Annotated in this window: 24 protein-coding genes and 1 pseudogene; 10 read left to right on the top strand and 15 right to left on the bottom strand. The window is 35.0% G+C overall.

The features are described 5' to 3' along the window. Positions 1-317: 317 nt before the first annotated feature. Positions 318-2099 carry a 30S ribosomal protein S1 gene (gene rpsA / locus ACIQ2X_RS02775; RefSeq protein WP_396177355.1) on the top strand — a complete coding sequence of 594 codons (1782 nt, stop codon included), beginning with the start codon at positions 318-320 and terminating at the stop codon, positions 2097-2099. Positions 2100-2246: 147 nt separating this feature from the next. Beyond that, complete coding sequence (locus tag ACIQ2X_RS02780) at positions 2247-2813, top strand: fasciclin domain-containing protein (protein ID WP_396177356.1); 567 nt, start codon at positions 2247-2249, stop codon at positions 2811-2813. A gap of 113 nt (positions 2814-2926) precedes the next feature. Here ACIQ2X_RS02780 and ACIQ2X_RS02785 read toward each other — a convergent pair whose 3' ends face one another. From ACIQ2X_RS02785 to ACIQ2X_RS02820, 8 genes and pseudogenes are all read right to left on the bottom strand, one after another. After that, entirely contained in the window at positions 2927-3883 is a 957-nt protein-coding gene (locus ACIQ2X_RS02785) for a transporter (RefSeq protein WP_396177357.1), read from the bottom strand. A gap of 6 nt (positions 3884-3889) precedes the next feature. Continuing rightward, entirely contained in the window at positions 3890-4957 is a 1068-nt protein-coding gene (locus tag ACIQ2X_RS02790; protein ID WP_396177358.1) for a cytochrome-c peroxidase, read from the bottom strand. A gap of 107 nt (positions 4958-5064) precedes the next feature. Beyond that, the gene (locus ACIQ2X_RS02795) at positions 5065-5889 is read right to left on the bottom strand and encodes an MbnP family protein (RefSeq protein ID WP_396177359.1); all 825 of its coding nucleotides are present in this window, start codon (positions 5887-5889) and stop codon (positions 5065-5067) included. 41 nt (positions 5890-5930) lie between these two features. Next, entirely contained in the window at positions 5931-6788 is an 858-nt protein-coding gene (locus tag ACIQ2X_RS02800) for an AraC family transcriptional regulator (protein ID WP_396177360.1), read from the bottom strand. A gap of 42 nt (positions 6789-6830) precedes the next feature. After that, positions 6831-7205, bottom strand: coding sequence for a hypothetical protein (locus ACIQ2X_RS02805; RefSeq protein ID WP_396177361.1), 375 nt, complete (start codon positions 7203-7205; stop codon positions 6831-6833). After that, the gene (locus ACIQ2X_RS02810) at positions 7206-7847 is read right to left on the bottom strand and encodes an SCO family protein (protein WP_396177362.1); all 642 of its coding nucleotides are present in this window, start codon (positions 7845-7847) and stop codon (positions 7206-7208) included. Positions 7848-8035: 188 nt separating this feature from the next. Then, positions 8036-8192 (bottom strand): annotated as a pseudogene (locus ACIQ2X_RS02815) (hypothetical protein); the annotation flags it as partial. A gap of 437 nt (positions 8193-8629) precedes the next feature. Further along, a complete protein-coding gene (locus tag ACIQ2X_RS02820) occupies positions 8630-9490 on the bottom strand; it encodes an endonuclease/exonuclease/phosphatase family protein (RefSeq protein ID WP_396177363.1) in 861 nt (286 codons plus the stop codon). A 211-nt stretch (positions 9491-9701) separates the two neighbouring features. On the opposite strand from ACIQ2X_RS02820, the gene ACIQ2X_RS02825 reads away from it, so the two are divergent. Further along, positions 9702-10334 carry a nitroreductase family protein gene (locus ACIQ2X_RS02825; RefSeq protein ID WP_396177364.1) on the top strand — a complete coding sequence of 211 codons (633 nt, stop codon included), beginning with the start codon at positions 9702-9704 and terminating at the stop codon, positions 10332-10334. Between the two features lie 77 nt (positions 10335-10411). Here the strand turns inward: ACIQ2X_RS02825 and clpB are convergent, their stop codons facing one another. Continuing rightward, entirely contained in the window at positions 10412-13006 is a 2595-nt protein-coding gene (gene clpB / locus ACIQ2X_RS02830; protein ID WP_396177365.1) for an ATP-dependent chaperone ClpB, read from the bottom strand. 137 nt (positions 13007-13143) lie between these two features. Here clpB and ytxJ point away from each other — a divergent pair, with 137 nt between their 5' ends. Next, positions 13144-13527 (top strand): bacillithiol system redox-active protein YtxJ, encoded by a 384-nt coding sequence (ytxJ, locus tag ACIQ2X_RS02835; RefSeq protein WP_396177366.1) that lies wholly within the window; start codon positions 13144-13146, stop codon positions 13525-13527. Between the two features lie 66 nt (positions 13528-13593). Here ytxJ and ACIQ2X_RS02840 read toward each other — a convergent pair whose 3' ends face one another. Then, positions 13594-15057 (bottom strand): TonB-dependent receptor, encoded by a 1464-nt coding sequence (locus tag ACIQ2X_RS02840; RefSeq protein ID WP_396177367.1) that lies wholly within the window; start codon positions 15055-15057, stop codon positions 13594-13596. 90 nt (positions 15058-15147) lie between these two features. On the opposite strand from ACIQ2X_RS02840, the gene ACIQ2X_RS02845 reads away from it, so the two are divergent. Both ACIQ2X_RS02845 and ACIQ2X_RS02850 read left to right on the top strand, forming a co-directional pair. Next, on the top strand, positions 15148-15912 hold the full coding sequence (locus tag ACIQ2X_RS02845; protein WP_396177368.1) for an MBL fold metallo-hydrolase: 765 nt from the start codon (positions 15148-15150) through the stop codon (positions 15910-15912). Positions 15913-15919: 7 nt separating this feature from the next. Then, positions 15920-16423: a hypothetical protein gene (locus tag ACIQ2X_RS02850; protein WP_396177369.1), complete on the top strand. Its 504-nt coding sequence runs from the start codon at positions 15920-15922 to the stop codon at positions 16421-16423. A gap of 178 nt (positions 16424-16601) precedes the next feature. Here the strand turns inward: ACIQ2X_RS02850 and ACIQ2X_RS02855 are convergent, their stop codons facing one another. From ACIQ2X_RS02855 to ACIQ2X_RS02870, 4 genes are read right to left on the bottom strand one after another with little or no spacing between them, the layout of a single operon-like run. Then, positions 16602-17258, bottom strand: coding sequence for an alpha/beta hydrolase (locus ACIQ2X_RS02855; RefSeq protein ID WP_396177370.1), 657 nt, complete (start codon positions 17256-17258; stop codon positions 16602-16604). A gap of 2 nt (positions 17259-17260) precedes the next feature. Beyond that, a complete protein-coding gene (locus ACIQ2X_RS02860; RefSeq protein ID WP_396177371.1) occupies positions 17261-17584 on the bottom strand; it encodes a hypothetical protein in 324 nt (107 codons plus the stop codon). A 3-nt stretch (positions 17585-17587) separates the two neighbouring features. After that, entirely contained in the window at positions 17588-18841 is a 1254-nt protein-coding gene (locus tag ACIQ2X_RS02865) for a dihydroorotase family protein (RefSeq protein WP_396177372.1), read from the bottom strand. Continuing rightward, the gene (locus ACIQ2X_RS02870) at positions 18838-20760 is read right to left on the bottom strand and encodes a BatA and WFA domain-containing protein (RefSeq protein WP_396177373.1); all 1923 of its coding nucleotides are present in this window, start codon (positions 20758-20760) and stop codon (positions 18838-18840) included. The genes ACIQ2X_RS02865 and ACIQ2X_RS02870 overlap by 4 nt, the downstream gene beginning before the upstream one ends. Positions 20761-21025: 265 nt before the next feature. Between ACIQ2X_RS02870 and ACIQ2X_RS02875 the strand changes: the two genes are divergently transcribed. From ACIQ2X_RS02875 to dnaK, 4 genes are all read left to right on the top strand, one after another. Further along, a complete protein-coding gene (locus tag ACIQ2X_RS02875; RefSeq protein WP_396177374.1) occupies positions 21026-21274 on the top strand; it encodes a DUF6364 family protein in 249 nt (82 codons plus the stop codon). A 3-nt stretch (positions 21275-21277) separates the two neighbouring features. Next, the gene (locus ACIQ2X_RS02880; protein WP_396177375.1) at positions 21278-21691 is read left to right on the top strand and encodes a PIN domain-containing protein; all 414 of its coding nucleotides are present in this window, start codon (positions 21278-21280) and stop codon (positions 21689-21691) included. Positions 21692-21734: 43 nt separating this feature from the next. Next, positions 21735-22844, top strand: a complete 1110-nt coding sequence (locus ACIQ2X_RS02885) for a lactonase family protein (protein WP_396177376.1) — start codon at positions 21735-21737, stop codon at positions 22842-22844. Between the two features lie 141 nt (positions 22845-22985). Next, complete coding sequence (gene dnaK, locus ACIQ2X_RS02890) at positions 22986-24878, top strand: molecular chaperone DnaK (RefSeq protein ID WP_396177377.1); 1893 nt, start codon at positions 22986-22988, stop codon at positions 24876-24878. A 153-nt stretch (positions 24879-25031) separates the two neighbouring features. Here dnaK and ACIQ2X_RS02895 read toward each other — a convergent pair whose 3' ends face one another. Further along, entirely contained in the window at positions 25032-25529 is a 498-nt protein-coding gene (locus ACIQ2X_RS02895) for a hypothetical protein (protein ID WP_396177378.1), read from the bottom strand. Positions 25530-25640 lie beyond the last annotated feature (111 nt).

The following is a 25640-nucleotide window of genomic DNA, read 5'->3' on the forward strand; positions in this document are numbered from 1 at the left end:
TAAGATCTCAACCGCAATTAGAATTCAGTTCTGACTTATTTTCAGCATAAAGTTGAAATATTGACCTGTTTATAGGCAGTTACAATGCTTATTTCTAAAATCGTCAAAACTTTCGGATAGCAATGAAATCCTAATTATAATCTTAAAAACGTGGGGCATAATATTTTGTAATTCAAAATATAAGTTTTACTTTTGCACACCTTTTGGCGATTAGCGTTTCTATTAGGTATCAAATATTTAAGTAAAACAACTTCTGTTTTTTCTTTTCGCATTACGAAACGCAAGAAATACAGAATACAAATTTTTAATCAGAACAAATGTCTGAAATTAACAAATCACAAGAAGAGTTTTTATCTAATTTTAACTGGCACAATTTCGAAGAAGGAATTGATTTAGTTGATGAAAAAAACTTACAAGAATTTGAAGATTTAGTTGCAAAAACTTTTATTGCAACAGATCAAGAAGAAGTAGTAGAAGGAGTAGTTGTAAGAATTACAGACCGAGATGCAATCGTTGACATCAACGCTAAATCGGAAGGCGTAATTTCTTTGAACGAATTCCGTTACAACCCAAACTTAAAAGTAGGTGACAAAGTAGAAGTATTAATTGACATCCGTGAGGATAAAACAGGTCAATTGGTTCTTTCTCACAGAAAAGCACGTACGATTAAGGCTTGGGATAGAGTTATCTCTGCAAACGAAACAGGAGAAATCGTTAATGGTTTTGTGAAATGCAGAACTAAAGGTGGTATGATCGTGGACGTTTTCGGAATTGAAGCGTTTTTACCAGGTTCTCAAATTGATGTGAAACCAATTAGAGATTACGACGTTTACGTAAACAAAACAATGGAATTTAAAGTTGTGAAAATCAACCACGAATTTAAAAACGTTGTTGTATCTCACAAAGCGCTTATCGAAGCGGATATTGAAGTACAGAAAAAAGAAATCATCGGTCAATTAGAAAAAGGACAAGTATTAGAAGGTGTTGTTAAAAACATTACTTCTTATGGTGTGTTTATTGATTTAGGTGGTGTTGATGGATTGATTCACATTACGGATCTTTCTTGGTCAAGAATCAACCACCCAAGTGAAGTTCTTGAATTAGACCAAAAATTGAACGTTGTAATCCTTGACTTCGATGACGAGAAAACAAGAATTCAATTAGGATTGAAACAATTAAACGCTCACCCATGGGATGCTTTAGATGCTAACCTTGCTGTTGGTGATAAAGTAAAAGGTAAAGTAGTTGTTATCGCTGATTACGGTGCATTTATTGAAGTTGCTGAAGGTGTTGAAGGTTTGATCCACGTTTCTGAAATGTCATGGTCAACTCATTTACGTTCTGCTCAAGATTTCGTAAAAGTAGGTGATGAAGTGGATGCAGTTATCTTAACTTTAGATAGAGATGACCGTAAAATGTCATTAGGTATCAAACAATTATCGCAAGATCCTTGGACTGATATTACTTCTAAATACCCTGTAGGTTCTAAACATTCAGGTATTGTTAGAAACTTTACAAACTTTGGTATTTTCGTAGAATTAGAAGAAGGAATTGATGGTTTAATCTACATTTCTGACCTTTCTTGGACTAAGAAAATCAAACACCCATCTGAATTTGTAAACGTAGGTGAGAAATTGGATGTAGTTGTGTTAGAATTGGATGTTGATGGACGTAAATTATCTTTAGGTCATAAACAAACTACTGCTAATCCTTGGGACAAACATGAAGAAGCTTTTGCTGTAGGAACTATCCACAACGGTGAAATCTCTGAAATTGTTGACAAAGGTGCTACTGTAGATTTCGGTGATGATGTTGTTGCTTTTATTCCAACTCGTCACTTAGAAAAAGAAGACGGTAAAAAATTGAAAAAAGGTGATACCGTTGATTTCAAAGTTATCGAATTCAATAAAGAATTTAAAAGAGTAGTGGCTTCACATACTGCAATTTTCCGTGAGGAAGAAGAGAAAAATGTGAAATCAAACGCTGAAAATAACAACAACAGTTCTTCAAACAACAACAATAACGCTGCTTCAACTTTAGGTGATAACAACGATATTTTGGCTGAATTGAAAGCTAAAATGGAAAAAGGCGGAAATTAATTCGCAAATTTTTTTCAATAGAATTAAGGCTTCACAGAAATGTGGGGCCTTTTTTATTTGTTTTTTTGATTTTTTTTTCTCTCCAGGTAAAACCACAATTTATTTATTTCCGTAAATTACAGTATAAACATTTAAAATAGAATTGCTATGAAAAAGAAAAATTTATTAAATGCCACTATTTTTACACTTGCATTTACATTCGGAGTGAGTATGTACGCTCAAAAAGAAAAAACAGTTACAGTAGGTGGAGCACCGATGTATCCTTCAAAAAACATTGTAGAAAATGCTGTAAAGTCAAAAGACCACACCACGCTTGTTGCAGCCGTTCAAGCTGCAGAATTAGTGGAAACATTACAAAGTAAAGGGCCATTTACCGTTTTTGCACCAACAAATGCTGCGTTTGACAAATTGCCTAAAGGAACAGTGGAAACATTGGTAAAACCAGAGAATAAAGCAACGTTACAAGCTATTTTAACCTATCACGTGGTTGCTGGAAAGATGAATGCTTCAGCTATTTCAAAAGCAATTGAAAAAGGAAATGGAAAAGCAGTCTTAACCACGGTACAAGGCGGAAAATTAACCGCTTGGATGATGGGTGCTGATTTGTATATTACAGATGAAAATGGCAATAAAGCTAAAGTAACAATTGCAGATGTCAATCAATCAAATGGTGTAATCCATGTTATTGATGCAGTTGTCACTCCAAAAGCTTAAAAATAAGGTTTGATTTTGGTTGATTGAAGAAGGGACTTGCAGTAACTGCAAGTCCTTTTTTTTTACTTAAAATACTAAAATTTTTAAAGAAGATTATTTTCGAATTCATAAAATTACAAGGTGTAATTTAAGTGAACTGCCAACCGGTAATTGGCTTCAACTCTTCCTCCTGTAAGATGCTGATTGATGGGAAGCATGGCATTAATTCCCGTTGAAAATTTCTTGAATCCTATTTCAAGTCCAACTTTTCCAAAGAAAATATCGCCTTGCGTCAAAGGTACATCTTCGTTATGGTCTTGGTTTGCGGTATATGTTTCGCCTGCTATTCCAATTTGCGGAACAACCGATAGCTTTCGAATTTCAGTTGTATAAAATAATGTGCTTGCGTAATTGAACTGGTCGCCAAATTTGTAATTCTGATCGTTTTTGGTCTTGAAAATATAATTGAGTGTTGTGTTCAATCCTAATTTTTTTCTACGAATGATGTATTCTGAAGCAATAGAATAGTCCCAGCTGCCGGTTCCCACCTGAAAACTGGGATTGATGCTTCCGTTGTTGGCACTATCATACTTTCCGGTCGGAGCTTTCACGCCACCACCTACGAGAATTCGGTGTCCAAATGTTGCCGAGCTGTCAATTTTAGATTCTAATAGACTATAAAACGCCATCACGGTAATGTCGCCCATTCCGTCGATATTTTGGGTGTCATCGGTTTTGATTCTTCTATGAAAATGATAGGGAACAAGTGCGGTAATCTCAATTTTTTTAGAAATCGGTATTCGTGCCCAAATTTGAGCCGTATTGAAATTTTCGTCAATCCAAGGCGAATTATTAAAAACACCATCCCGACTTTTATAGCTTTGATGGAAATAGCGAATTCCTACAAAATTCTGGTTCAACATCGAGCTAAACCCCATACTTCCACCATTTGCTGAACATCCACAAGCATCACAATCGTCAAAAAAAGCAAACGAATTTATTTTGAAAAACGGATTCGGAGCGGGTTTTGGTTCATTTGCAAAAGCATTTTGAACCAAAATTAGAAGCATTACAGCTAGTATCTTTTTCATTTTAAATTAAGTTTTATGATAAAATTCAGGATTGGTAATGAATTTTTGATCGGTTAAGGTTTTTAGGAAAGCAATAATGGCTTCCTTTTCAATCTGATTTAGCGGAATTCCTAAAGTTGGATGCTTTTGAAGCAGCGGGTCTAAATTTTGGGTGTTTTGAACGTTATTGGAATAAAAATTCAAGACCGATTGTAACGAACCAAAACGACCGTCGTGCATGTAAGGTGCCGTCAAAGCTACATTGCGTAAACTCGGAACTTTGAATTTGTAACGGTCATTTGAGAAACCCGTTACGATTTCTCGACCCAAATCATTCAAATTTGGATTGGGTAGCAAGCCATTATTCCGGAACGAATTATCTGTGAAAATATCAGTCGCGTGACACGAAGCACAATTGTTTTGAAACAAGTTCAAACCTACGAGTTCTTGACTATTTAAAGTTCCTCCCGTTTCATTTCGAACGTATTTGTCGTATTTCGAATCGGCTGAAATCATAATGGTCATAAATTGCGCTAAAGCTTTTAAAATATTAGCCGAACTGATTTGCTTGTTTTTAAACGCTTTTCCAAATAATTGTAAATACTCCGAATCTTGCTTCAGCTTTTCGGCAATTCCAGGTAGCGTTTCATCCATTTCCACGGGGTTGTGAATTGGAACTATCGACAACATTTCAATACTATTAGAAGCGCCGTCGTAGAAATATTCGCTTTGAAAAGCCATATTCTGTATCGATGGGGCATTCCGTGTGCCTAACAGGTTGTTAATTCCGTGACTGAAATCGTGTCCGTGATGCGTAAAAGCCGACGATTGTTCGTGGCAAAATGCACAAGAAATCGTGTTGTCTTTTGATAATCGTGCGTCATAAAACAACTTTCTACCCAATTCAACGCCATATTTGGTGGGATAATTGTTTGATATATCTTGTTTCAAACTAGGAAAGTTGGAAGGGATTTCAAACGCATAAGTACTGTTTTCAGGAATGCTGGTGTACTGGTCGTCATTGCTGCAAGAAGTCAGTATCAAAAGCGGATAAAACCAAACAATGTGTTTAATTCTTTGAAAAAATAAAGTCATATTTTTTAAATTGAGTGTTTTTAAACCGTTAAGATATTAAGTTTCATAGGGCTTGATGTTTTTTAATTTCTTAACGGTTTTAAATTATTTCATTTTTTTATGACCCATTAATGATGGTTTCCGGATCCATTATGAACGTGGTCTACCTTAAACATATTCATTGTATTTGTAGCAATTTTAATCAAGTTTTCGCCACCCATAATACTGGCATTTGTTCCCGCAGTATTTAAGTTGTTTTGAAGGATGATTTTGTTGGTTCCATCGGCAATGGCGTTGGCATCAGCAACTAAATGAATGTTAGGCATTTCGTTCGTTCTCACTCTAGCAGTTGAGGGTAAGTTCAAAGTTACTTGTCTGTAATTATCAGTTGCCGAATTACTTCCTTGGTGTATTTTAAAGTTTAATGGTGCTTGATTATTTGATGTAGTGAAAGTGCCTTCAAAGTTGATAAAACGATACCCCGTGCTCCAAGTCCACACCATATTGTTGGCAGAAGCAAGGTTCCAAAATTCTTGCTGGGCTGTTTCGCCTTCCAGATAGCGTTGCTGATCTACCCCAATTCCAAATTTTATCTGTTTATAATCTCCTGCAGGAACATTTTCTAAATTGACTGTAAACGTTTCCGTTTCTTCACTAATAAGAAAATAGCTTTCGTTCTTTGGATAAGTAAATTCGGTGCCATCTTCTTTTACCAAAACGATATTACTGATGATATAATTAAAACGGTTGATGGTCAATGTTTCGCCATTAGAGTTGGTATACGAACTTCCCAAAACCAAGGCGTCGCCGTTCACTCCATTGTCAAAAAATAGTTCGACGTCTCCAAAAGTGCCGTCAATGTTTTGGGTAGTTGTACTGTCGTCGCTACTGCAAGAAGTTAGTAATCCCGTAAAAGCTAGTAATAAAGCGGTTTTTTTAAAATTTGTTTTCATTTTTATTAGTATGATTTATTATTTAAATTTATTTAGCAATTTTAGTTTTCCTTTCGGAAAATTTCAGGGGTATTGCCAACCTGTTTTTTAAAGAAAGTGATAAAATAGGAAGGACTTTCAAAACCCAATTCGTCGGCAATTTCATTGATGGAAAGCGTGGTATACCGAAGCTGTCTTTGCGATTCGAGAAGTATGTGTTTTCGAATAAAATCACCTGCGGTTTTACCCGTTTCTTCTTTGCATAATTTATTAAGATGATTGGTAGTAATGTTTAATTTACCAGCATAATAAGAAGGTAATTTGTGTTTTGAATAGTGTACTTCAATCAACTTTTTATATTGATAAATTTTATCTGATTTAAGGGCTGTTTTCATTCCAGCAGTTACTTGAGAAAATAATCGTTCCAGTTCAAAAAGAATGATATTGATGTACGATCGAAGAACGTTTAAACCTTCTTCTGAATGCAATAAATATTCTTGATGAATCAGTTTCAATAAGCTTTCAAATTTTTCAGTTTGCCATTCAGGCATTTCCGAAATCACTCGGTTTTCTGTTTCCAAAAAGCCAAAATGATGCAGAATATTGTTGTTGTACCGTAGGGAAAAAAACAGTTCTGAAAAGCAAATTACTTTACCCGAAGCGTTCTTTTTGAAGTCGATGGTGTTGACACTTCCAGGCTCAATGACAATAATTTTCTTTTGCTCAAGATGAAATGTAGCATTGTCTATCTGGACAACGCCAATAGCATCATCCACAAATAGAATGGTGTAAAAATCATTCTTGTGCGGCATATGCAGTTCTTGAAAAGTAGCTTGAAAATCATCAAGGTTACAAATCAAAAATTGCTGAAAATTCGTGTCAAATTGATCCAGTGTGCAAACCTTTACTTTTGGATGCATATGGAATTTGATTAATTAAATTTTAGAGTATTCTAAAAATAATTAAGCCCATCGTGGAGGATGGAAAATGGAAGTGGAAAGTGTTTTGATTAATGTAAAATCAGGTGCAATTGCAGGTATCGGAAATTCTTCAAAAAAAGCGGGTATTTTTGAGTAGTTGTAAGCAGCCATTTCGCAAAACAATTGTATTTCTTTTCCTTTTAAATCAGGAAGTTTTTGTTCTTGTTTTTGATTTTCCTGTAACTTTTCATTTAAGAAACATTGTCCTTTACAAACGGGAATTTGATCAAATCGGTTGATACAAATGCTTTGGGCAATATAATCTCGGTTGACATAAAACGAAATGATAATCCAGAAGTTACAAGTACTTTGGAATATAAAAATAAGAAGCATAATATGAATCAGCAGTTTTTTCATTTAGGCTTTTAATTCTTTTAGTAAAATTTTGATATCAGCAATCAATCGCTTGGTTTCGGTTGAATTGGTTCCATCATAAACGCCGCGAATGTGACCTTTATCATCTACCAATACGAATCCACCACCGTGAACAAATCCTCCTGGTTCATTGGCATCGCTGTAAGCCGTTGTAAAATAACTTTTTTCTGCAATTTCAAGAATGTCTTTCTTATTTCCGGTAACGAAATGCCAGTTGGAATTCAAGTTCATACTTTGTGCATACAACTTTAGTTTTTCTATAGTATCATTTTCAGGATCAATAGTGTGGGAAAGAAATGCAACTTTTGAATTGCCCTTGTACATTTCATAAACTGATTTCATTTCCGAAGTCATTTTCGGGCAAATCGTAGGACAAGAAAGGAAAATGAAATCGGCAACATAAATTTTATTTTCAAAAGTCTTATTGGTTATTGTTGCGTGATCTTGATTGGTAAATTTAAATTCGGCAATCTTCGGAAGAATGGTTTCAGATTCCTTTACGACTGGATTTCCAAGATAAGGAAGTTTCGTTTCTGTTGAAGTGCAACTTGAAAATAATAGAAATAGAAAAACTGCTGCACAATTGCAGATTAATTTCACAGTAAAATATGCGCTGTTTTTCATTTTATCGAAACCCATTCTAAAGGGATTAGAATTCGCAACAAAGATAAGGAAACCAACCCAAATTGAATTTAACTTTTGAGGCATTGTATACCATTAATCAATTATAAATACACAAAAAAAAATGCCACTCAAAAGTTTGAACTTTCAAGAGGCACTAGTAATTTCACTACTTTTATTTTTCAAAAAAATTACTGATTTCTAAAAACCAACTGTCCGTCAAACGCAATTATTAAAATAATTGCTGTTTGTTGAAATTGTATTGCTCAAAATTTCTTTCGATAACGTATTTAACACATCTCTTTGAATGACTCTCTTAACAGGACGTGCACCAAATTCGGTATGGTAAAGATTGATACAGGACAGAGGAAAACGGCGGTAAAGCTAAAGTTACCATTGCAGTGGTCACTCCAAAAATTTAAAAAATAAGGTTTGATTTTGGTTGATTGAAAGGGGATTTGTAATTTTTACAAATCCTTTTTTTTGGAAGTTATTTTAATAAAAAGTCTGTAAAAAAGAAGATTTATTTAAGAAGCACGACTTTTTTGAAGTTTTGCAATACCTTTTTTTTATCGACTTTGACTCATTAAAATGGTATTTATTACAGTACTATTAATCTTACTTTTAAACTTGTATTCGCACTTGTAACGTATGTTGTCCATTAGGATTACGTTATAACCAAACTTTCTGTAAAAATAGAAAAACCAGAATTGTGGCGATAAATGTCGTTTAGTGAAAGAATTGGCAAGTGCTTTCAGCGGCGATTTACCTGAACAATCATAATGTTAGCGCAATGAAAACTGCATCCAAATTGGAATGTGATCGGATACTAATCGGGCTTCCGCCAAAGTTTTAAAACTTTCATAGAACAAAATAACGCCACTGTTCATTTGAGTTACTTTCGGCGAATAAAACATATTGTCAAATTCAGAATGTAAGTATTCGCCGTGTTTTTCTTGCTTTTTTAAAGTCGTTTTTTGACCAATCAATAAAGGAACATAACCCATTTTTTTTAATGGATTGAAAACCGAATGGGATTGCGGACAATTGAAATCGCCTACAAAAATCAGGTTCAGATTTGGATATAAATCAGGAAGAAATTTAAAGTATTTTATTTCTGTTTCGGGTTGACGATTTTTTGTGATGGCGTGAAAATTTACTAGTGTAAATTGTTTTCCTTGATAATCAAAAGTGCAATAAAAAGGTTCTCGGTCTATTTCTAAAGTGAATTTTTGTTCGAGCCAAGCCTTGCCCATTTTCTTTACTACAGCAGTTTTCCATAAAAAAGCATAACGTTCTGTCTTGTATGCGCTACTGGACGTCGGGTCACTTGTGACGTAATCCCATTTGGAGCCCAACCGACTTAATTCATCTGCTAATTGAGCTACAGCTTTTGCGCCACCACTACCTGCAACGACTTCTTGAATGGCAACAACATCAAAATTTTTAAGGGTTTTTGCCATAAATGTAATTTCCGAACTCGACTTTGACTGTCCTAAATTTTCTACATTCCAAGAAACAAGTTTTACTTGGGAAAATGTGTTTGAAATAGTACACAGAAGAAGATAAAAAAGAAATTTTTTTATTTTGGAACCGTTACAACTTTTGGTCAAACAAAAGAGAAAATGAATTGAAGTGGCGCACATTTACTGTAAATTTTGATAATGTTGTGGAAGAACAAATATACACGCTCTTCTCGTAAAGGCATCTCGTTTTCAATTTAAGTTACCTCCTAATTTTTAGGCAAGTTATTTTATTTCTTCAAATTTATCAAAATTTTAAAATAGACCTTGTTTTTATATTCGTACTATTACATATTATAATTAGAATAAAAGAGGATCCTTTAAAAATGAAAATATGAGTTTAATAGAAAATTTGAATTGGCGTCATGCCACAAAAGCCTACGATCCAGAAAGAAAAGTAAGCGAAGAAAATGTGAATAAAATTTTAGAAGCTGCACGTTTGGCGCCAACTTCTTCTGGTTTACAGCAATTTAGAATTATCGTTGTGGAAAACAAAGAGGTACGTGAAAAATTAGTTCCCGGAGCATTAAATCCTGAATGTATGATGGAAGCGTCTTGCGTTTTGGTTTTTGCTGCTTGGGATGAATATACGCCCGAACGAATTGATGCTATTTATGATAGAACCACAGAAGAACGTGATTTGCCTAAAGGTCGCTTTGATTCTTACACCGATAAAATTAAAGAAATGTATGCAAAGCAGCCCAAAGAAGAACACTTTATGCATGCCGCCAGACAATCCTATATTGGTTTAGGAATGGCATTAGCACAAGCTGCTGAACTCAAAATTGACACTACTCCAGCCGAAGGTTTTGATAATAAACTTGTAGATAAAGTTTTGGAGTTAGAGCAAAAAGGACTCAAAAGTGTTTGCCTACTTTACGTTGGATACAGCGATAAAGAAAGAGATTGGTTATCCACGATGAAAAAAGTCCGCAATCCAATGGATGTTTTTACGATTAGAATGTAAAGTTCTATTTTTTAGTTAAAATAAATGCGTCTCAAAAACTAAATTTTGAGACGCATTTTTTATTTAAATTAGGGTAATTACTGGTTTCGGAAAACCAATTTTCCATCAAAAGCATCTAGCAAAATAATACTTTCGGTCGAAATTGTATTGCTCAAAATTTCTTTCGATAGCGGATTTAACACATCTCTTTGAATGACTCTCTTAACCGGACGTGCACCAAATTCAGCATCAAAACCTTTCTCGGATAAATAAGCAACGGCTTCCGGAGTAGCGTCAAACGTAATTCCTTGCAAAGCCAACATTTTACTAACTGATTTGAGTTGTAAACCAACAATTTTCTGAATATTGTTTTGCGAAAGCGGAGTAAACATTACAATTTCGTCAATTCTATTTATAAATTCGGGTCTAACGGTTTGTTTCAATAAAGACAAGACGGCTAATTTTGCTTCTTCAATTGCATATTCAATTCCTTTTTTAAGGTTTTCCTTTTCAAATTTCTCTTGAATAATTGCACTTCCCATATTCGAAGTCATAATGATAATCGAATTTTTGAAATCTGCCAAACGACCTTTATTGTCCGTCAATCGACCTTCGTCTAAAACTTGCAATAAAATATTAAAAGTATCGGGATGTGCTTTTTCTATTTCATCTAATAGAATCACGGAGTAGGGTTTTCTCCGAACGGCTTCGGTCAATTGTCCGCCCTCGTCGTAACCCACATATCCAGGAGGCGCTCCTACCAATCGACTCACACTGTGGCGTTCTTGGTATTCACTCATGTCAATTCGGGTCATTGCATTTTCATCATCAAACAAATATTCGGCTAATGCTTTCGCTAATTCGGTTTTACCAACCCCTGTGGTTCCTAGAAATAAAAAGGTTCCAACCGGCTTTTTCATGTCTTGTAATCCGGCCCGGCTTCTCCTTACAGCATCAGAAACTGCAACAATTGCCTCCTCTTGACCTACGACTCTCAAGTGCAACTCATTTTCTAAATTCAACAGTTTTTCCCGTTCGCCTTGCAGCATTTTCATAACAGGAATTCCCGTCCATTTGGCAACAACTTCGGCAATGTCTTCGCGAGTGACTTCTTCTTTAATTAACGAATGCTCGTTCTGATTTTGTGCCAAATCTTTTTGTAAATCATCCAGTTTTTGTTGCGTTTCTTTCATTTTTCCGTAACGAATTTCAGCAACTTTTCCGTAATCTCCGTCGCGTTCTGCTTTCTCGGCTTCAAATTTGAGATTTTCAATTTCGGTTTTTATGGTTTGAATGTTGTCTACAACTTCTTTTTCGGTTTTCCATTTGGTAAAAATTTCGTTTCGATCTTCTTTCAAATTGGCCAAATCCAAGTGCAACCCTTTGAGTTTATTTTCATCTTTTTCCCGTTTAATGGCTTCAATTTCAATTTCCAATTGCATGATTTTTCGGTCCAAAACATCCAATTCTTCTGGTTTAGAATTGATTTCCATTCGCAGTTTTGAAGCCGCCTCGTCCATCAAATCAATCGCTTTGTCTGGTAGAAATCGGTTGGTAATGTAGCGTTGCGAAAGCTCTACAGCTGCAATAATCGCATCATCTTTGATTCGTACTTTATGGTGCGTTTCGTATTTTTCTTTAATTCCACGCAAAATTGAAATCGCACTTTCTGTATCGGGCTCGTCGACCATAACTTTCTGAAAACGACGTTCCAACGCTTTGTCTTTTTCAAAATATTTTTGATATTCATCCAAAGTTGTCGCACCAATAGCTCGTAATTCGCCTCTTGCCAGTGCAGGTTTCAGAATGTTTGCAGCATCCATCGCGCCATCACCACCACCAGCACCAACAAGTGTATGAATTTCATCAATGAATAAAACGATGTCGCCATCGGCTGAGGTAACTTCTTTAACCACCGATTTCAAGCGTTCTTCAAATTCACCTTTGTATTTGGCTCCAGCAATCAAAGCTCCCATATCTAAGGAAAAAATAATTTTTTCTTTCAAATTATCAGGAACATCACCGTCCACGATTCGATGTGCCAATCCCTCTGCAATCGCAGTTTTTCCAACGCCCGGCTCGCCCACGAGCATTGGATTGTTTTTAGTTCGTCGTGTCAATATTTGCAAAACTCTTCGAATTTCTTCGTCACGACCAATAACTGGATCTAGTTTTCCATTTCGAGCTAATTCGTTTAGATTTTTGGCATATTTGTTTAGCGAATTATATGTTTCTTCGGCAGATTGAGACGTTACTCTTTCTCCTTTTCGAAGTTCTTCAATAGCGCTTTCTAGACCTTTTTTAGTTACGCCTTGGTCTTTTAGTACTTGAGCCACTTTGCTTTTGGAGTTGAAAATCGCTAAAATCAAATGCTCAATGGAAACATATTCATCGTTGCCTTTTTTGGCGATAATTTCTGCTTCATTCAACGTTGCGTTTGTTTCTCTCGAAAGCGTAAGAGTTCCTCCTGAAACTTTTGGATGCGATTCAATCAATTTATCCAGTATTTGTTTGAATAAATCGACGTTAACATTCAGTTTTTTGAGTAGATAAGGCGCTACATTTTCGTCCACTTCAAAAATTGCTTTCAAAATGTGCTCATTTTCAATTTGTTGTTGTCCGTTCATTTGCGTCAGCATTTGCGCTTTTTGAACAGCTTCTTGCGATTTGATGGTAAAATTGTTAATGTTCATATCGTGTTTCTTATATTTAAATGTAAATGTTCTAACTTTGATAATCGAATCTCAATTTACAGTCCATAGTAAAATAACAGCCAAAACGCTGTCGATTTTATTAAAAAAACTGACAAATTGACATAAAAAATGACAAAATGGGTTTATTTAATGGAATATTTGGTAGAAGTGATAACCAGTCGGGTCCGAAATTGCAGTGGAATTACTTGGAAACGATGGAGGATTTGGATGCGGCAGAAGCAATTTCTAAAGAAAAATGGGTTGTATTGTTTAAGCACAGCACCAGATGCAGCGTGAGTCGGTATGTGTTGAAACAATTTGAGAATACTTTTATAGGAAGTGATGACGTCGAGTTGTATTTTTTAGACTTGATTGAATACCGATTGATTTCTAATGAAATTGCATCGCGGTTTAATGTAATACATCAATCGCCTCAAATGATTGTGTTGAAAAATGGTGTGGCTATTTACAATGCCTCACACGAAAGTATTGATGCCAATAACATCAAACAATTGGTTTAAATTTCAAAAAAAAAACTACCCAAATCAACAGCTGATTTGGGTAGTTTTGTGTTTTTTCGAAGTAATTTAATTTGTTTTCTCAAGCATTTTAATTTCGCCATCGTAGCCAAAAAGGTGGTGTTCCTTAATGATTTCTGCGATACCTACAGGCAACATTGTTTCCCAACCTGGTCGACCTTTACTGATCATCTTTAAAACTTCACGAGAGAAAATTTGTAGATTTTTATCGTCCACTTCATCAATATCAATCACTTTTCCATTGAATTTAAAAAACTTGTACAGTTCTTTCATTCTTGGATGTACTTTTAGGTTTTCAGAATTGATAAAAATTCCGTTTTCATCTACCATTGGATACAAGAATACTTTAAGGTCGCGGTAGAATAATTTTCCGAAAGCCTCCAAAATTCCACCACTTAAATGACGGTAATATTTTTCGTCGAAAATGTCGACCAAATTATTAACTCCCATTGCCAATCCCATTCGTGCTTTGGTATAATTTGAAAAATATTCTACGACTTTGTAATATTCTTGGAAATTAGAAATCATAACCGTGTGACCTAACGAACATAGCAGTTCTGCACGATCCATAAAATCGCGTTCGTCAATCTCACCTTCAGAACGCAGATTTGATAGGGTAATTTCGAAAATCACTAAGGTGTTTTTTTCGTCTACTTTGTTTTCTTCCACAAACATTTTATATGATTTTTCATACATATCGATGTTTACTTTGGTTACTGGACGAAAACTACCTCTTAATGCGAGAATATTTTTTTTGTATAAAATGGAAGCGGGTAAAATATTATTACCATCTGGATTAAACATCACTGCATCGGTCATTCCATTTTTTACCAATTGCAAACTCATCAAACGATTATCGACTTCGGCAAACAAGGGACCCGAGAAATTGATGGTGTCAATTTCCAGTTGATCTTTGTCTAAATGGTCGTATAAATAGCGAAGTAGTTTTTTAGGATCGTTGTACTTATAATACGCTCCATATATCAAGTTAACTCCTAAGACTCCCAATGTTTCTTGTTGCAATCGGGCATCGGTTTCTTTAAATCGAATGTGAATAATGATTTCGTTGTATGCTTGCGTAGGATCTAACTGGTAACGAATACCCACCCAGCCGTGTCCTTTAAATTGTTTTGCAAAATCAATGGTTGCTACTGTATTTGCGTAACTAAAAAACATTTTGTGGGGGTGTTTTTCCCTTGTCAATCGGGCCTCCATCAGATTTACTTCGTGCGAAAGCATTTTTTTCAAACGGCTTTCCGTCACATAACGACCGTCCTCTTCAATTCCGTAGATGGAATCGCTAAAATCTTTATCGTAAGCCGACATTGCTTTGGCAATTGTTCCAGAAGAACCACCTGTTCTAAAGAAATGTCTAACGGTCTCTTGACCAGCACCAATTTCGGCAAAGGTGCCATAAATGTTTTCATTTAAATTGATGCGAAGTGCTTTGTCCTTTATAGAAGGGATCTGTTCAATAACACGATCGCCTTTTAATATGATTTCCGTTTCCATGAAATTAAGTTGCATTTAGTAGATACAAAGTTAACAAAATAGGGCGGTAATGAACCAATTTTAGCTTATTTTTGTGTAAAATTATGACTTTTGAATATTTATTTTTTAGGTACTGGAACTTCTCAAGGCATTCCTGTAATAGGATGCACAGATGCCGTTTGCAAAAGTGCTGATTCAAGGGATAAGAGGCTTCGGGTGGCTGTTTGGGTTCATGACGAAAATTTTTCTATTGTAATCGATTGTGGTCCTGATTTTCGTTATCAAATGTTGCAATCCGGATGCAATCGTATGGATGCACTGCTTTTTACACACGAGCATGCCGATCATACGGCAGGTTTGGACGATATTAGACCTTTCTATTTCAAGCAAGGTGACATTCCATTATATGCTCATCCTAGGGTTTTGGCAAATTTAGCCGTTCGATTTGACTACATTTTTACAACTGAAAATAAGTATCCTGGAGCTCCGTCAGTTTTACCAATATCTGTTGATAAAGACCAACCATTTTACATCAACAATCAAAAAATAATTCCTGTAAATGCTTGCCATGGTGGTCTTCAAGTATTTGGGTACCGTATTGGGGATTTTGCGTATTTGACTGATGTTAAAACCATTGAAGATGCTGAAATTGATAAAATTAGAGGTGTTAAAGTTTTGGTAATCAATGTACTGCGAAAAGAACCCCATCCAACACATTTTAACTTACAAGAAGCCTTGGAATTTATTGAAAAAGTACAACCCGAAAAAACCTATTTTACACACATAAGTCATAATTTTGGACTGCATAAAACGGTTCAAGAGGAACTTCCAGAGCATGTGTTTTTGGCCTACGATAATTTACAAATTACTATATAATATTTTTATGAAAAAATCGATTTTGTTATACCTGTTTATTTTAGCGCTTTTATTTAATGTGTTTACGTACGCTTTTTTTACAAAAAATCAAAAATCTGAAAATGAACGTTCCGAAAAAATAGAAAAAGTTTTGCGGGATTCGTTGGATATAGCAAACAATAATTTGTTTGACGCCAATTATTTTTCATTAGAAACCAATCAAAATGCACAAGATTATTTTGAAAATCAGCAAACTGGAGAAGTTTTAGACTTCACGAAATTGATTCCTTTTGTCAAAGATGCGTTGATGTCTTATAACGATAAACCAGAAGGAAATCCGTACACCGGTTTTGAACAGCTTTCCGAGCGAAAATTTATTATTAATAAGGTAAAAGTATTAAATCACCGTTGGATTATTGCTGATTTTAACGACGGTTCGATTTGGGGAGAAGTAATAGTCAAGTATTTTATAAATGCCGACAAAACGGTTTCTTTTGAAGTGGCCGAAACGGTTCTTTATCCAAAACGTTAAAAAAAAGTTCCAGTTAGGAACTTTTTTTTTGAACTTCATTTCTTGTTTGCCGCATTTTGCGTAAGAGTTGGTAGTGAAAATCCTTTTTTCTCTTTTTTAGACAAAAAGAATGTATTGTACAGCCCTCACGAAAGCAATTGGGACAGGCAAGACGCCCAAATTTGCATTATTGATAATTTTAGAATAATGCTGTTTTTTCTAACCAATGTTTTAAATCGACAAAATTTTGTGGTGCTACTCCGTGTCCTACTGGATATTCTTTATAAACCGTTTGTATTCCTAAGCCTTCCAAAATTCCGGGAGCTTTTCGAGCCCAATTCAAAGGAACTACTTGATCGCTTGATCCGTGTGAAATAAACATTTGTAAGGCTGAAAAATCGTTGTTTCTGTAATTTTCTGCAATAATAGCTTCGTTTAAATAACCGCTTAGAGCTACGACTCGTTGGACTTTTTCAGGATAGCAAAGTGCCACCGCATAACTCAAAATTGTTCCTTGACTAAATCCCAATAAAGCGATTTGCTTTGAATCAATCGGATAATTTTCAACTAATTCTGATAAAAAATGTGCAATTAAATCCCGTGATTGCATGGCTTGATTGTTGTCAGAAAATTTGTTCTCATCTGAATCAAAATTGATGGCATACCAAGCATAGCTTCCGTATTGCAAATCATAAGGAGCTCTTGCCGAAACTACATAATATTCGTCGGGTAGTTCGCTTGCAAAAGAAAACAAATCTTGTTCGTTACTGCCGTAGCCATGTAATAAAAGGATTAATGGATTTTTGTCGGCTTTTAATTTTGGTTCTCGAATGAGGTATTTTAATGATAAGTTCATGCTTAATTTATTCCTTTAAATAATTTTTGATATAGGGGTCCAACAATAGGTACAACTCTCATTTTGCCTTCCAATGCACCTAAAAATCCATACAACCATAGTATAAAAATAAAAACCCAAAATGCTGAGGTAATCATCCAGCTGTTGAAATAACCAATGATGTATCCAAAAGCAAAAAAGGTTACGAAAATACCTAAGGCTTGACGAATGTGAAATGCGGCAAACGAATTTTTTAAATCACTGTTTATTGTAGCAGCGATGATCGTACCGATAATTGTAATGTAACTTATTGTTGCTGCTTTTTTTCCTTCTTGAATCATATCCATAATTTATGCTAAAACTAATTTGTTATTGTTGTAAATTCCGTACACTTTTCCTTTGATTTCAGTTCCCAAAAATGCGGAGTTTTTCGATTTGGATAAAATGTGCTCTTTTGAAAAAATCCGACTGCCTTTTGGAGAAAATAAGCTGATATTTGCAGGTTGTCCAACTTCAATTGTATTTTCTGCATTTAGAAATAAGAACCGTCCTGAAGTAAGTTTGTCAACAACAATTTCCAAAGGAAGTACATTCAATAAAGCTCCAAAAGCGGTTTCCAAACCAATAGTTCCGTTTTTTGCTAAGTCAAATTCCATTTTTTTGTGTTCTATGTCAATCGGGTTGTGATCAGATGTGATAACGTCGATGATGTCTTCTTTTACCGCTTGAATAATTGCGGTACGATCGCGTTCATTTCGCAAGGGCGGCGATACTTTAAATCGAGTGTCAAAAGTTTCTAATTTTTCGTCACTCAAAACCAAATGATGTACGGCAACACTACAAGATACTTGTAAACCTTTGGCTTTTGCCTCTCGTATTAATTGTACAGATTTTGCTGTAGTAACGGTTGGGATGTGTAATTTTCCTCCCGTATATTCTAAAATAAATAAATTTTTAGCAATTTGAATTTCCTCAGCAAGTGCCGGAATTCCTTTTAAACCCAATCGGGTCGAAACAATTCCTTCGTTAACTACTCCCGAACCTTTGATGTTTGGTTCTTGCGAAAAAGCAATAACCAAACCATCAAAATCATAAGCATATTGCAAAGCTATTTTTAACAAATTAGCATTGTCGGTATTTTTATTATAATCGCCAAAACCAACAGCTCCAGCATTTTTCATATCGAATAATTCGGCGAGATCTTTTCCTTCGCTGTTTTTGGTTAACGCTCCAATGGGAAAAAGTTCGGTTGCAAAATCGTGTGCTTTTGACTTTACAAAATGAATTTGCGATTGGTTGTCAATGACAGGTGTAGTATTGGGTTGCAATGCCACACCCGTAAAACCACTTTTTGCTGCGGTTTGCAGTCCATTTGCAATGGTTTCTCGGTCTTCAAAACCAGGTTCTCCAAAACAAACACTGGTGTCAAACCATCCTGGCGAAATGTGCAAATCGTCGAGTATTACAACTTGAAAATCAGATTTTTGTTCCAGATTTGATCCAATATTTTTTACGATACCGTTGGCAATTTCCACATCCATTATTTGATTGTGAAAAACACTTTTTGCATCCATAATTTTCGCATTTCGTAGGATTACATTCATTTGACAAATTTTTGAATAAACAATTCCGTGATTAAAAAAAGTAAGGTTAAAAGTACAAACCATTTCCAAATTTCGTTGTTGGTTCGGTTGGTTTGTAACGAATCCACAATAGCTTCAATTGAATTGGCCGACTCGAAATCAACTAAATCGGCAACAGCATCATTCAAATTACTTTCGGTTCGAGGGTAATTAAAACTGATGTTTTGAATCAACTTTTCGTTTTGAAAAATTCCGTAATTCCCTGCTTTTTCGGGCGAATTATCAAACGTCAATTGTACCCTCGTATTCATTATTTGTTGAGAAGGTACAAAATCGATTGGTTCGGTTGATGTGCTTTGCTTTACTTTCAAAATTTCATCTTTCCGAAGATCGGCTTCAACGGCAAGCGGATTTTCAGCACCAATTTGCAATGTAATAATGCCACTTCGACTGCTGTTTTGTGCCATATTATAAAAAGTGGGCACGATTAAGGGCGAATTTTGAAAATTACTATTCTCTTTATTTATAGCCGCTGAAAATACGTACACTTTTCCAAGTGCAGTAAGAAATGATGTTTCATCTTCATAACGTAAAACGGGAGCGGCAGTCGAATTAATTTGAAAATGCTGGTTCACACTCGGAAATTGAAAGTTGGTTACATTTTTTTCGAAAACATTTTTGAAAAGCGGATGTGAAAAGGCAATTTTGGTAATCATTTTTTTGCTCTTTTCATTAGCTGTAAAAGTAATTCCAAAATTTCTCAACCAAGTATTCAGCTCGTTTGCCTTGCTTTCATTCGAAGGAATAAAGATGATGTTTCCGTCTTTTTTTGCAAATTCGCTTAACGTGGTTTGCAAAGCTTGCGGTATTTGCGGCAACTCGTTCAATACAATTACGTCCTGCTTTTCGATTTGGTTGTAATTCAACGCATCGAGTTCGATATTAATGTAGTTAAATTCCGAAGCATTATAAATTTTGGATAAAAAATTGCTTTTTTGCATCGCACCAATACTCAAAACATTGATTTTTTTGGGTTCAGATATACTGAAATAAAGTTCGTTGTCGTAGTCCAAACCTTCATCTGTAATGGATGCATAACCGTTAAACGCTTGCTTGGGAATCGTAAAAAACACTTCTTTTTTATCGGAGTCAAATTTCACGATCGATTTTGCAATAAGTTTATTTTCATTATAAATACCAAGTGGAATTTCAACATTTTCAGTGCCGTAATGCGTCAATTGAAAACCGATTTCGTAAAATTTATCGGTAGTTTCTTTGATAAAAACGCTGTCAATTGATGTGTTGTTTTTTTGTTCTGCATTTACAGGAACAATAAATGTGTTGAACTCTTTGTTGATTTTTTCCAGAGATTTCGTATCGGCATTGATAAAGTCCGAAATGATAATGACGTCTTTTTGGAAAGGCGATTTTTTGGATTTGATTTGGGAAAGCACTTGATTCAGCGAAAACGGAGCGGCACTGTACGACAATCGTTGCATTTCTTTTTGAATCGATTTGACATCTGTGTCCCAAAAATTTTCGCTAGCTGTTATCAACGAAAATTTTTGATTCTCTGGAAGATGTTGTTGTAAGTCTTCCATAGCACGTTTTAACAGCGTTCCGTTTTGACCTTTGGCCTGCATACTAAAAGAATTGTCTACAACAATATACGTTTCGTTGGTAATTGCTTTGGCATCTTTGGCTTCCCAAAATGGTTGTGCAAAAGCAAAAATCAAAGCCGTTAAAATCAAAAGTCGTGTTGCTAACAAAAGCCACTTTTTAATTTTAGAACTTTTTCGGGTTTGAAGCGTTAATTCTTTTAAAAACTGAACATTAGTGAAATATTCTTTTTTGAACCGTCGCAATTGGAACAAATGAACCAAAATTGGAATCAGCAACAAGAAGAGAAAGTAAAGAATTTCGGGGTGTTTGAACTGCATTCTAATTTAGTTTACGCCAAAAGGTTTTGTTCAGAAAATCAATTTCATTTAGTTGGTCAAAAATACTACTTTTTATTTTGTCGCCTTGTAAAATTATTTTAAAATCATAAAAAGAGAAAAAGTTCGTTTGTAGTTTAGGCTTAAATTCAAAATGAGGGGATTTTAGTGAGGTATAATGATGTGTCAAAACTATCTGTATACGTGTTTATTAAAAATTTTAGCACGTGTAATAATTTATTTTTATATTTGTGAAAATTAAAGAGCAATGAGTACAAAATTGACATTAACAATCGACGAAACGGTAATTCGGCAAGCTAAAAGTTATGCTAAATTGCAAGAAAGTAGCTTGTCAAGTATTATTGAAAATTATTTAAAATCATTAGTTAAGGAGAAAACTACTTCAAAAAATGAGTTTTCTCCGATAGTGAAATCTTTAAAAAGTTCCTTTTCGGCTCAGCCTGATTTTGATTACAAAAAAGAGCTAAAAAAGAAACTTTCAGAAAAATATCTATAACCGATGAAAAACGTTTTGATTGATACCGATGTTATCTTGGATTTTTTTCTGGATCGAGAGCCTTTTTCTGAGAATGCAGCCGCGATCTTATCTATGTGTGAAAAGAACGAAATAGCTGGATTTGTTACTCCTGTAATAATAAGTAATGTATATTACATTCTAAGTCAGGAAAATAAACAAGAAAAAGTACTCGATAAATTGAAAAATTTGTTGTTAATAATCGATGTTTTAGTAATTGATAAAACAACCATTTTGGTGGCATTAAACTCCCATTTTAAGGATTTTGAGGATGCATTGCAAAATTTTACCGCTGAATTAAACGGTGCTATCGACTTAATAATTACCAAAAACACGAAAGATTACAAAAAGAGTCAAATAGGAGTGATGAGCCCGGTGGCATTTCTGAAAATAATTTAATTTCCTTTAAACAACTCAACTTCCATACATTAAATAAGATAAGATGCAAAAAATAGGTTTTGTTATAATGTTTTCATTATTTTCTAATTTAATCAGCGCTCAGGAAAATCAGCTTAGATTTTTGGTGGGAACGTACACCAATGCTTGTAAAAGCGACGGTATTTACGTTTATGATTTTGATTTAAAAACCGGAAACGCTTCGTTGTATAATCAAACTGAGAATGTTGTAAATCCCAGTTTTCTGACTTTTTCTCCTGATTCTAAAATGGTGTATGCCGTCAATGAAAATGGTAGTGAAAGTACGGTTTCGAGTTTTAAATTTAGTAAAGAAAACGGTTCATTGGATTTTATAGAAAAACGAAACGCAGAAGGAGTGAATCCTTGTCATATTATTAATGATGATCAAAATGTTTTGTTAGCCCATTATTCAAGTGGTTCGATTAGTGTTTTTAAGAAATCTAAAAAAGGAACTCTAAATGCTGCTGCTCAAACGATCAGACACACGGGTAGAAGCAAAAATCCCAATCGTCAGACTTCTTCGCACGTACACCAATTGCAATTTTCACCCGATAAAAAATATGTTTTGGCTACCGATTTAGGAACCGACAAAATCTACATTTACAAGTACAATGCATCTTCGGAGCGTGAAATTCTCAATATCAAAGACAGTGTGACGGTGAAAAGAGGTGCAGGACCCCGACATTTAACTTTTAGCCCGAACGGCAAGTTTGCGTATCTGCTGCAAGAACTTGATGGCGGAATTATCGTTTTTGATTACCGCGACGGCATTTTGCGAAAGCTGGAAGAAACGCAAGTTATAGATGACGATTTTAAAGGAGAAATTGGCGCTGCAGCAATTCATTTTTCGCCAGATGGAAATTATTTGTATGCTACCAATCGCGGATCGGCAAACGATATTACGGTTTTCACGGTTCAATCGGACGGTCGGCTGAATTTTAAAGCCACGTATCCATCAGGTGGAATTGGGCCAAGGGATTTTGCCATTGATCCTTCTGGAAATTATGTTTTGGTAGCCAATCAAAAATCGAATTTTATAATTGTTTTTAAACGCGACATCATTTCGGGTCGGTTGTCACTTTTGCCTAGAACGATTCCTATTTGTTCGCCAGTCAATATTGTTTTTGTACCTTAAACAAGTTTTAAAATGCCAACTTGTCAGAACTTTACATTGCTAAAACAAGATGAACTGACAATTTATAAACATTTTTCCAATGGCATAATCATTGCTTTTGGATGAGTAGTTTAAAAAAAATTAAAATTTAAATACAATAAAATGGGTAAAATAATTGGTATTGACTTAGGAACTACGAATTCATGTGTGTCTGTAATGGAAGGAAGTGAAGCAGTTGTAATTCCTAACTCAGAAGGAAAAAGAACAACACCATCAATCATTGCTTTCGTTGAAGGTGGCGAAATTAAAGTGGGGGATCCTGCAAAAAGACAAGCAGTAACTAATCCTACCAAAACAATCGCTTCTATCAAACGTTTTATGGGACAAAATTTTGCTGAAACTACAAATGAAGCAAAAAGAGTTTCTTACAAAATTGTAAAAGGAGACAACAATACGCCACGTGTGGATATTGACGGTCGTTTATACACGGCTCAAGAATTGTCAGCAATGACACTTCAAAAAATGAAAAAAACAGCAGAGGACTATTTAGGACAAACAGTTACTGAAGCAGTTATTACTGTTCCTGCTTATTTTAATGATGCACAACGTCAGGCTACGAAAGAAGCGGGCGAAATTGCAGGTCTTAAAGTAATGCGTATCATCAATGAGCCAACAGCAGCTGCACTTGCTTATGGATTGGATAAAAAAGGTACTGATCAAAAAATTGCTGTTTACGATTTAGGTGGAGGTACATTTGATATTTCTGTTCTTGAATTAGGAGACGGAGTTTTTGAGGTATTGTCTACAAATGGAGATACACACTTAGGTGGAGACGATTTTGACCACGAAATTATCGACTGGTTGGCTAAAGAATTTATGGCTGAAGAAGGTATCGATTTGCGTTTAGACCCAATGTCATTGCAACGTTTGAAAGAAGCTGCAGAGAAAGCAAAAATTGAATTGTCTTCTTCTTCAGAAACGGAGATCAACTTGCCATACGTTACAGCAACGGCTTCAGGACCAAAACACTTAGTAAAGAAATTATCTCGTTCTAAATTTGAACAATTGACAGATTCTTTAGTAAAACGTTCTATGGAACCAGTTGCTAAAGCGTTGAAAGATGCAGGTTTAACTGTTTCTGATATTGACGAAGTTATTCTTGTAGGAGGTTCAACGCGTATGCCAAGAATCGCTGACGAAGTGGAGAAATTCTTTGGTAAAAAAGCTTCGAAAGGAGTAAACCCTGATGAAGTTGTAGCAATTGGAGCTGCTATTCAAGGTGGAGTTTTATCTGGAGATGTAAAAGATGTATTGTTACTTGACGTTACACCTTTATCTTTAGGAATCGAAACTATGGGTGGTGTATTGACAAAATTAATTGAGTCAAATACTACAATTCCAACTAAAAAATCACAGGTTTTCTCAACTGCTGCTGATTCTCAACCATCTGTTGAAATTCACGTGTTGCAAGGAGAAAGAGCGATGGCTACTGATAACAAAACAATCGGTCGTTTTCACTTAGACGGTATTCCACCAGCACCAAGAGGTGTTCCTCAAATTGAAGTTACTTTTGATATTGATGCTAATGGTATCATCAAAGTCTCTGCAACTGACAAAGGAACTGGAAAATCTCACGATATTCGTATCGAAGCTTCTTCTGGATTGACAGCGGAAGAAATCGAACAAATGAAAAAAGATGCCGAAGCGAATGCTGGTGCAGACAAAATAGCTCGTGAAAGAGCAGAGAAGTTAAACGAGGCTGATTCGATGATTTTCCAAACAGAAAGTCAATTGAAAGAATTGGGTGATAAACTTACTGACGCTCACAAAACTTCTATCGAAATGTCGTTGACGGAGTTGCGATTGGCACATTCTAACCAAGATGTTGAAGCAATTCAAAAAGCGTTGGATAACATCAATGCAGCTTGGAAAGTAGCTACTGAGGCAATGTATGCTCAAGGAGAAAACGGTCAAGCTCAAGGTGGTGCTCAACCACAAGCGAACGCTCCAGAAGGGGATAATGTACAAGACGTAGATTACGAGGAAGTAAAATAAGCAGCGAACTAATTTTGAAAATCAATATTGTGTAAATCGCTTATCCCGATTTTTTAGGGACTTGAAAATAGAATTAACCGAGTTAGAAATAGCTCGGTTTTTTTGTTTTTATAGATATTTGAGGATTTAGGTGTATGAAAGGTTGAAGAATGGTTATTTATAAATGTATTTAGTATAGCCAACAATTTTCTTTTTATAAGTCTTGGAGTTGATCAATTGGTCTTTTTGCACAAATAAAAACATCAATAGTTTTTCAATTTTTTCTACATCTTTAATTTCGATAAAAGTATTGGATTTGATTTGTACCCTACCATCACGCGTTTTCGGAAGATTTTTTAAATTAGTATACTTTTCTAGTTTTATTTCAAGATTGTTGTTTAATAGATCAGAATCAATAATTGCGGAAATTTGGGAGTTGTCAAACTCAACTATCAGTATCGATTTTTGAGTAAATGTCGGAATTTTGAATTTTTTTCCTTTACATTCTAAAAGAATTGTGTCGTTATTTGTAATTAATTTTATTTTAAGGTCGATAGGTAACTTACTTTTTTTATCGTTAACGTAGTAATCTAATCGATGCTTGGTAGCCAAATCTTGGGCGAAAGTCGCTATCGACCACATTAAAATACAAAGAAAAAATGCTTTATCCATTATTGCTGTGTTCAATTCATAAGTGCAACAAACTTATTATTTAGAGTTTCAATTGGACTAAGATAATTGAATTTTCTAATAGGTCTGTTATTAATTGATAATTCTACTTGT

Origin of the sequence: Flavobacterium sp., assembly GCF_044368625.1 — a bacterium.
Taxonomy (GTDB): domain Bacteria; phylum Bacteroidota; class Bacteroidia; order Flavobacteriales; family Flavobacteriaceae; genus Flavobacterium.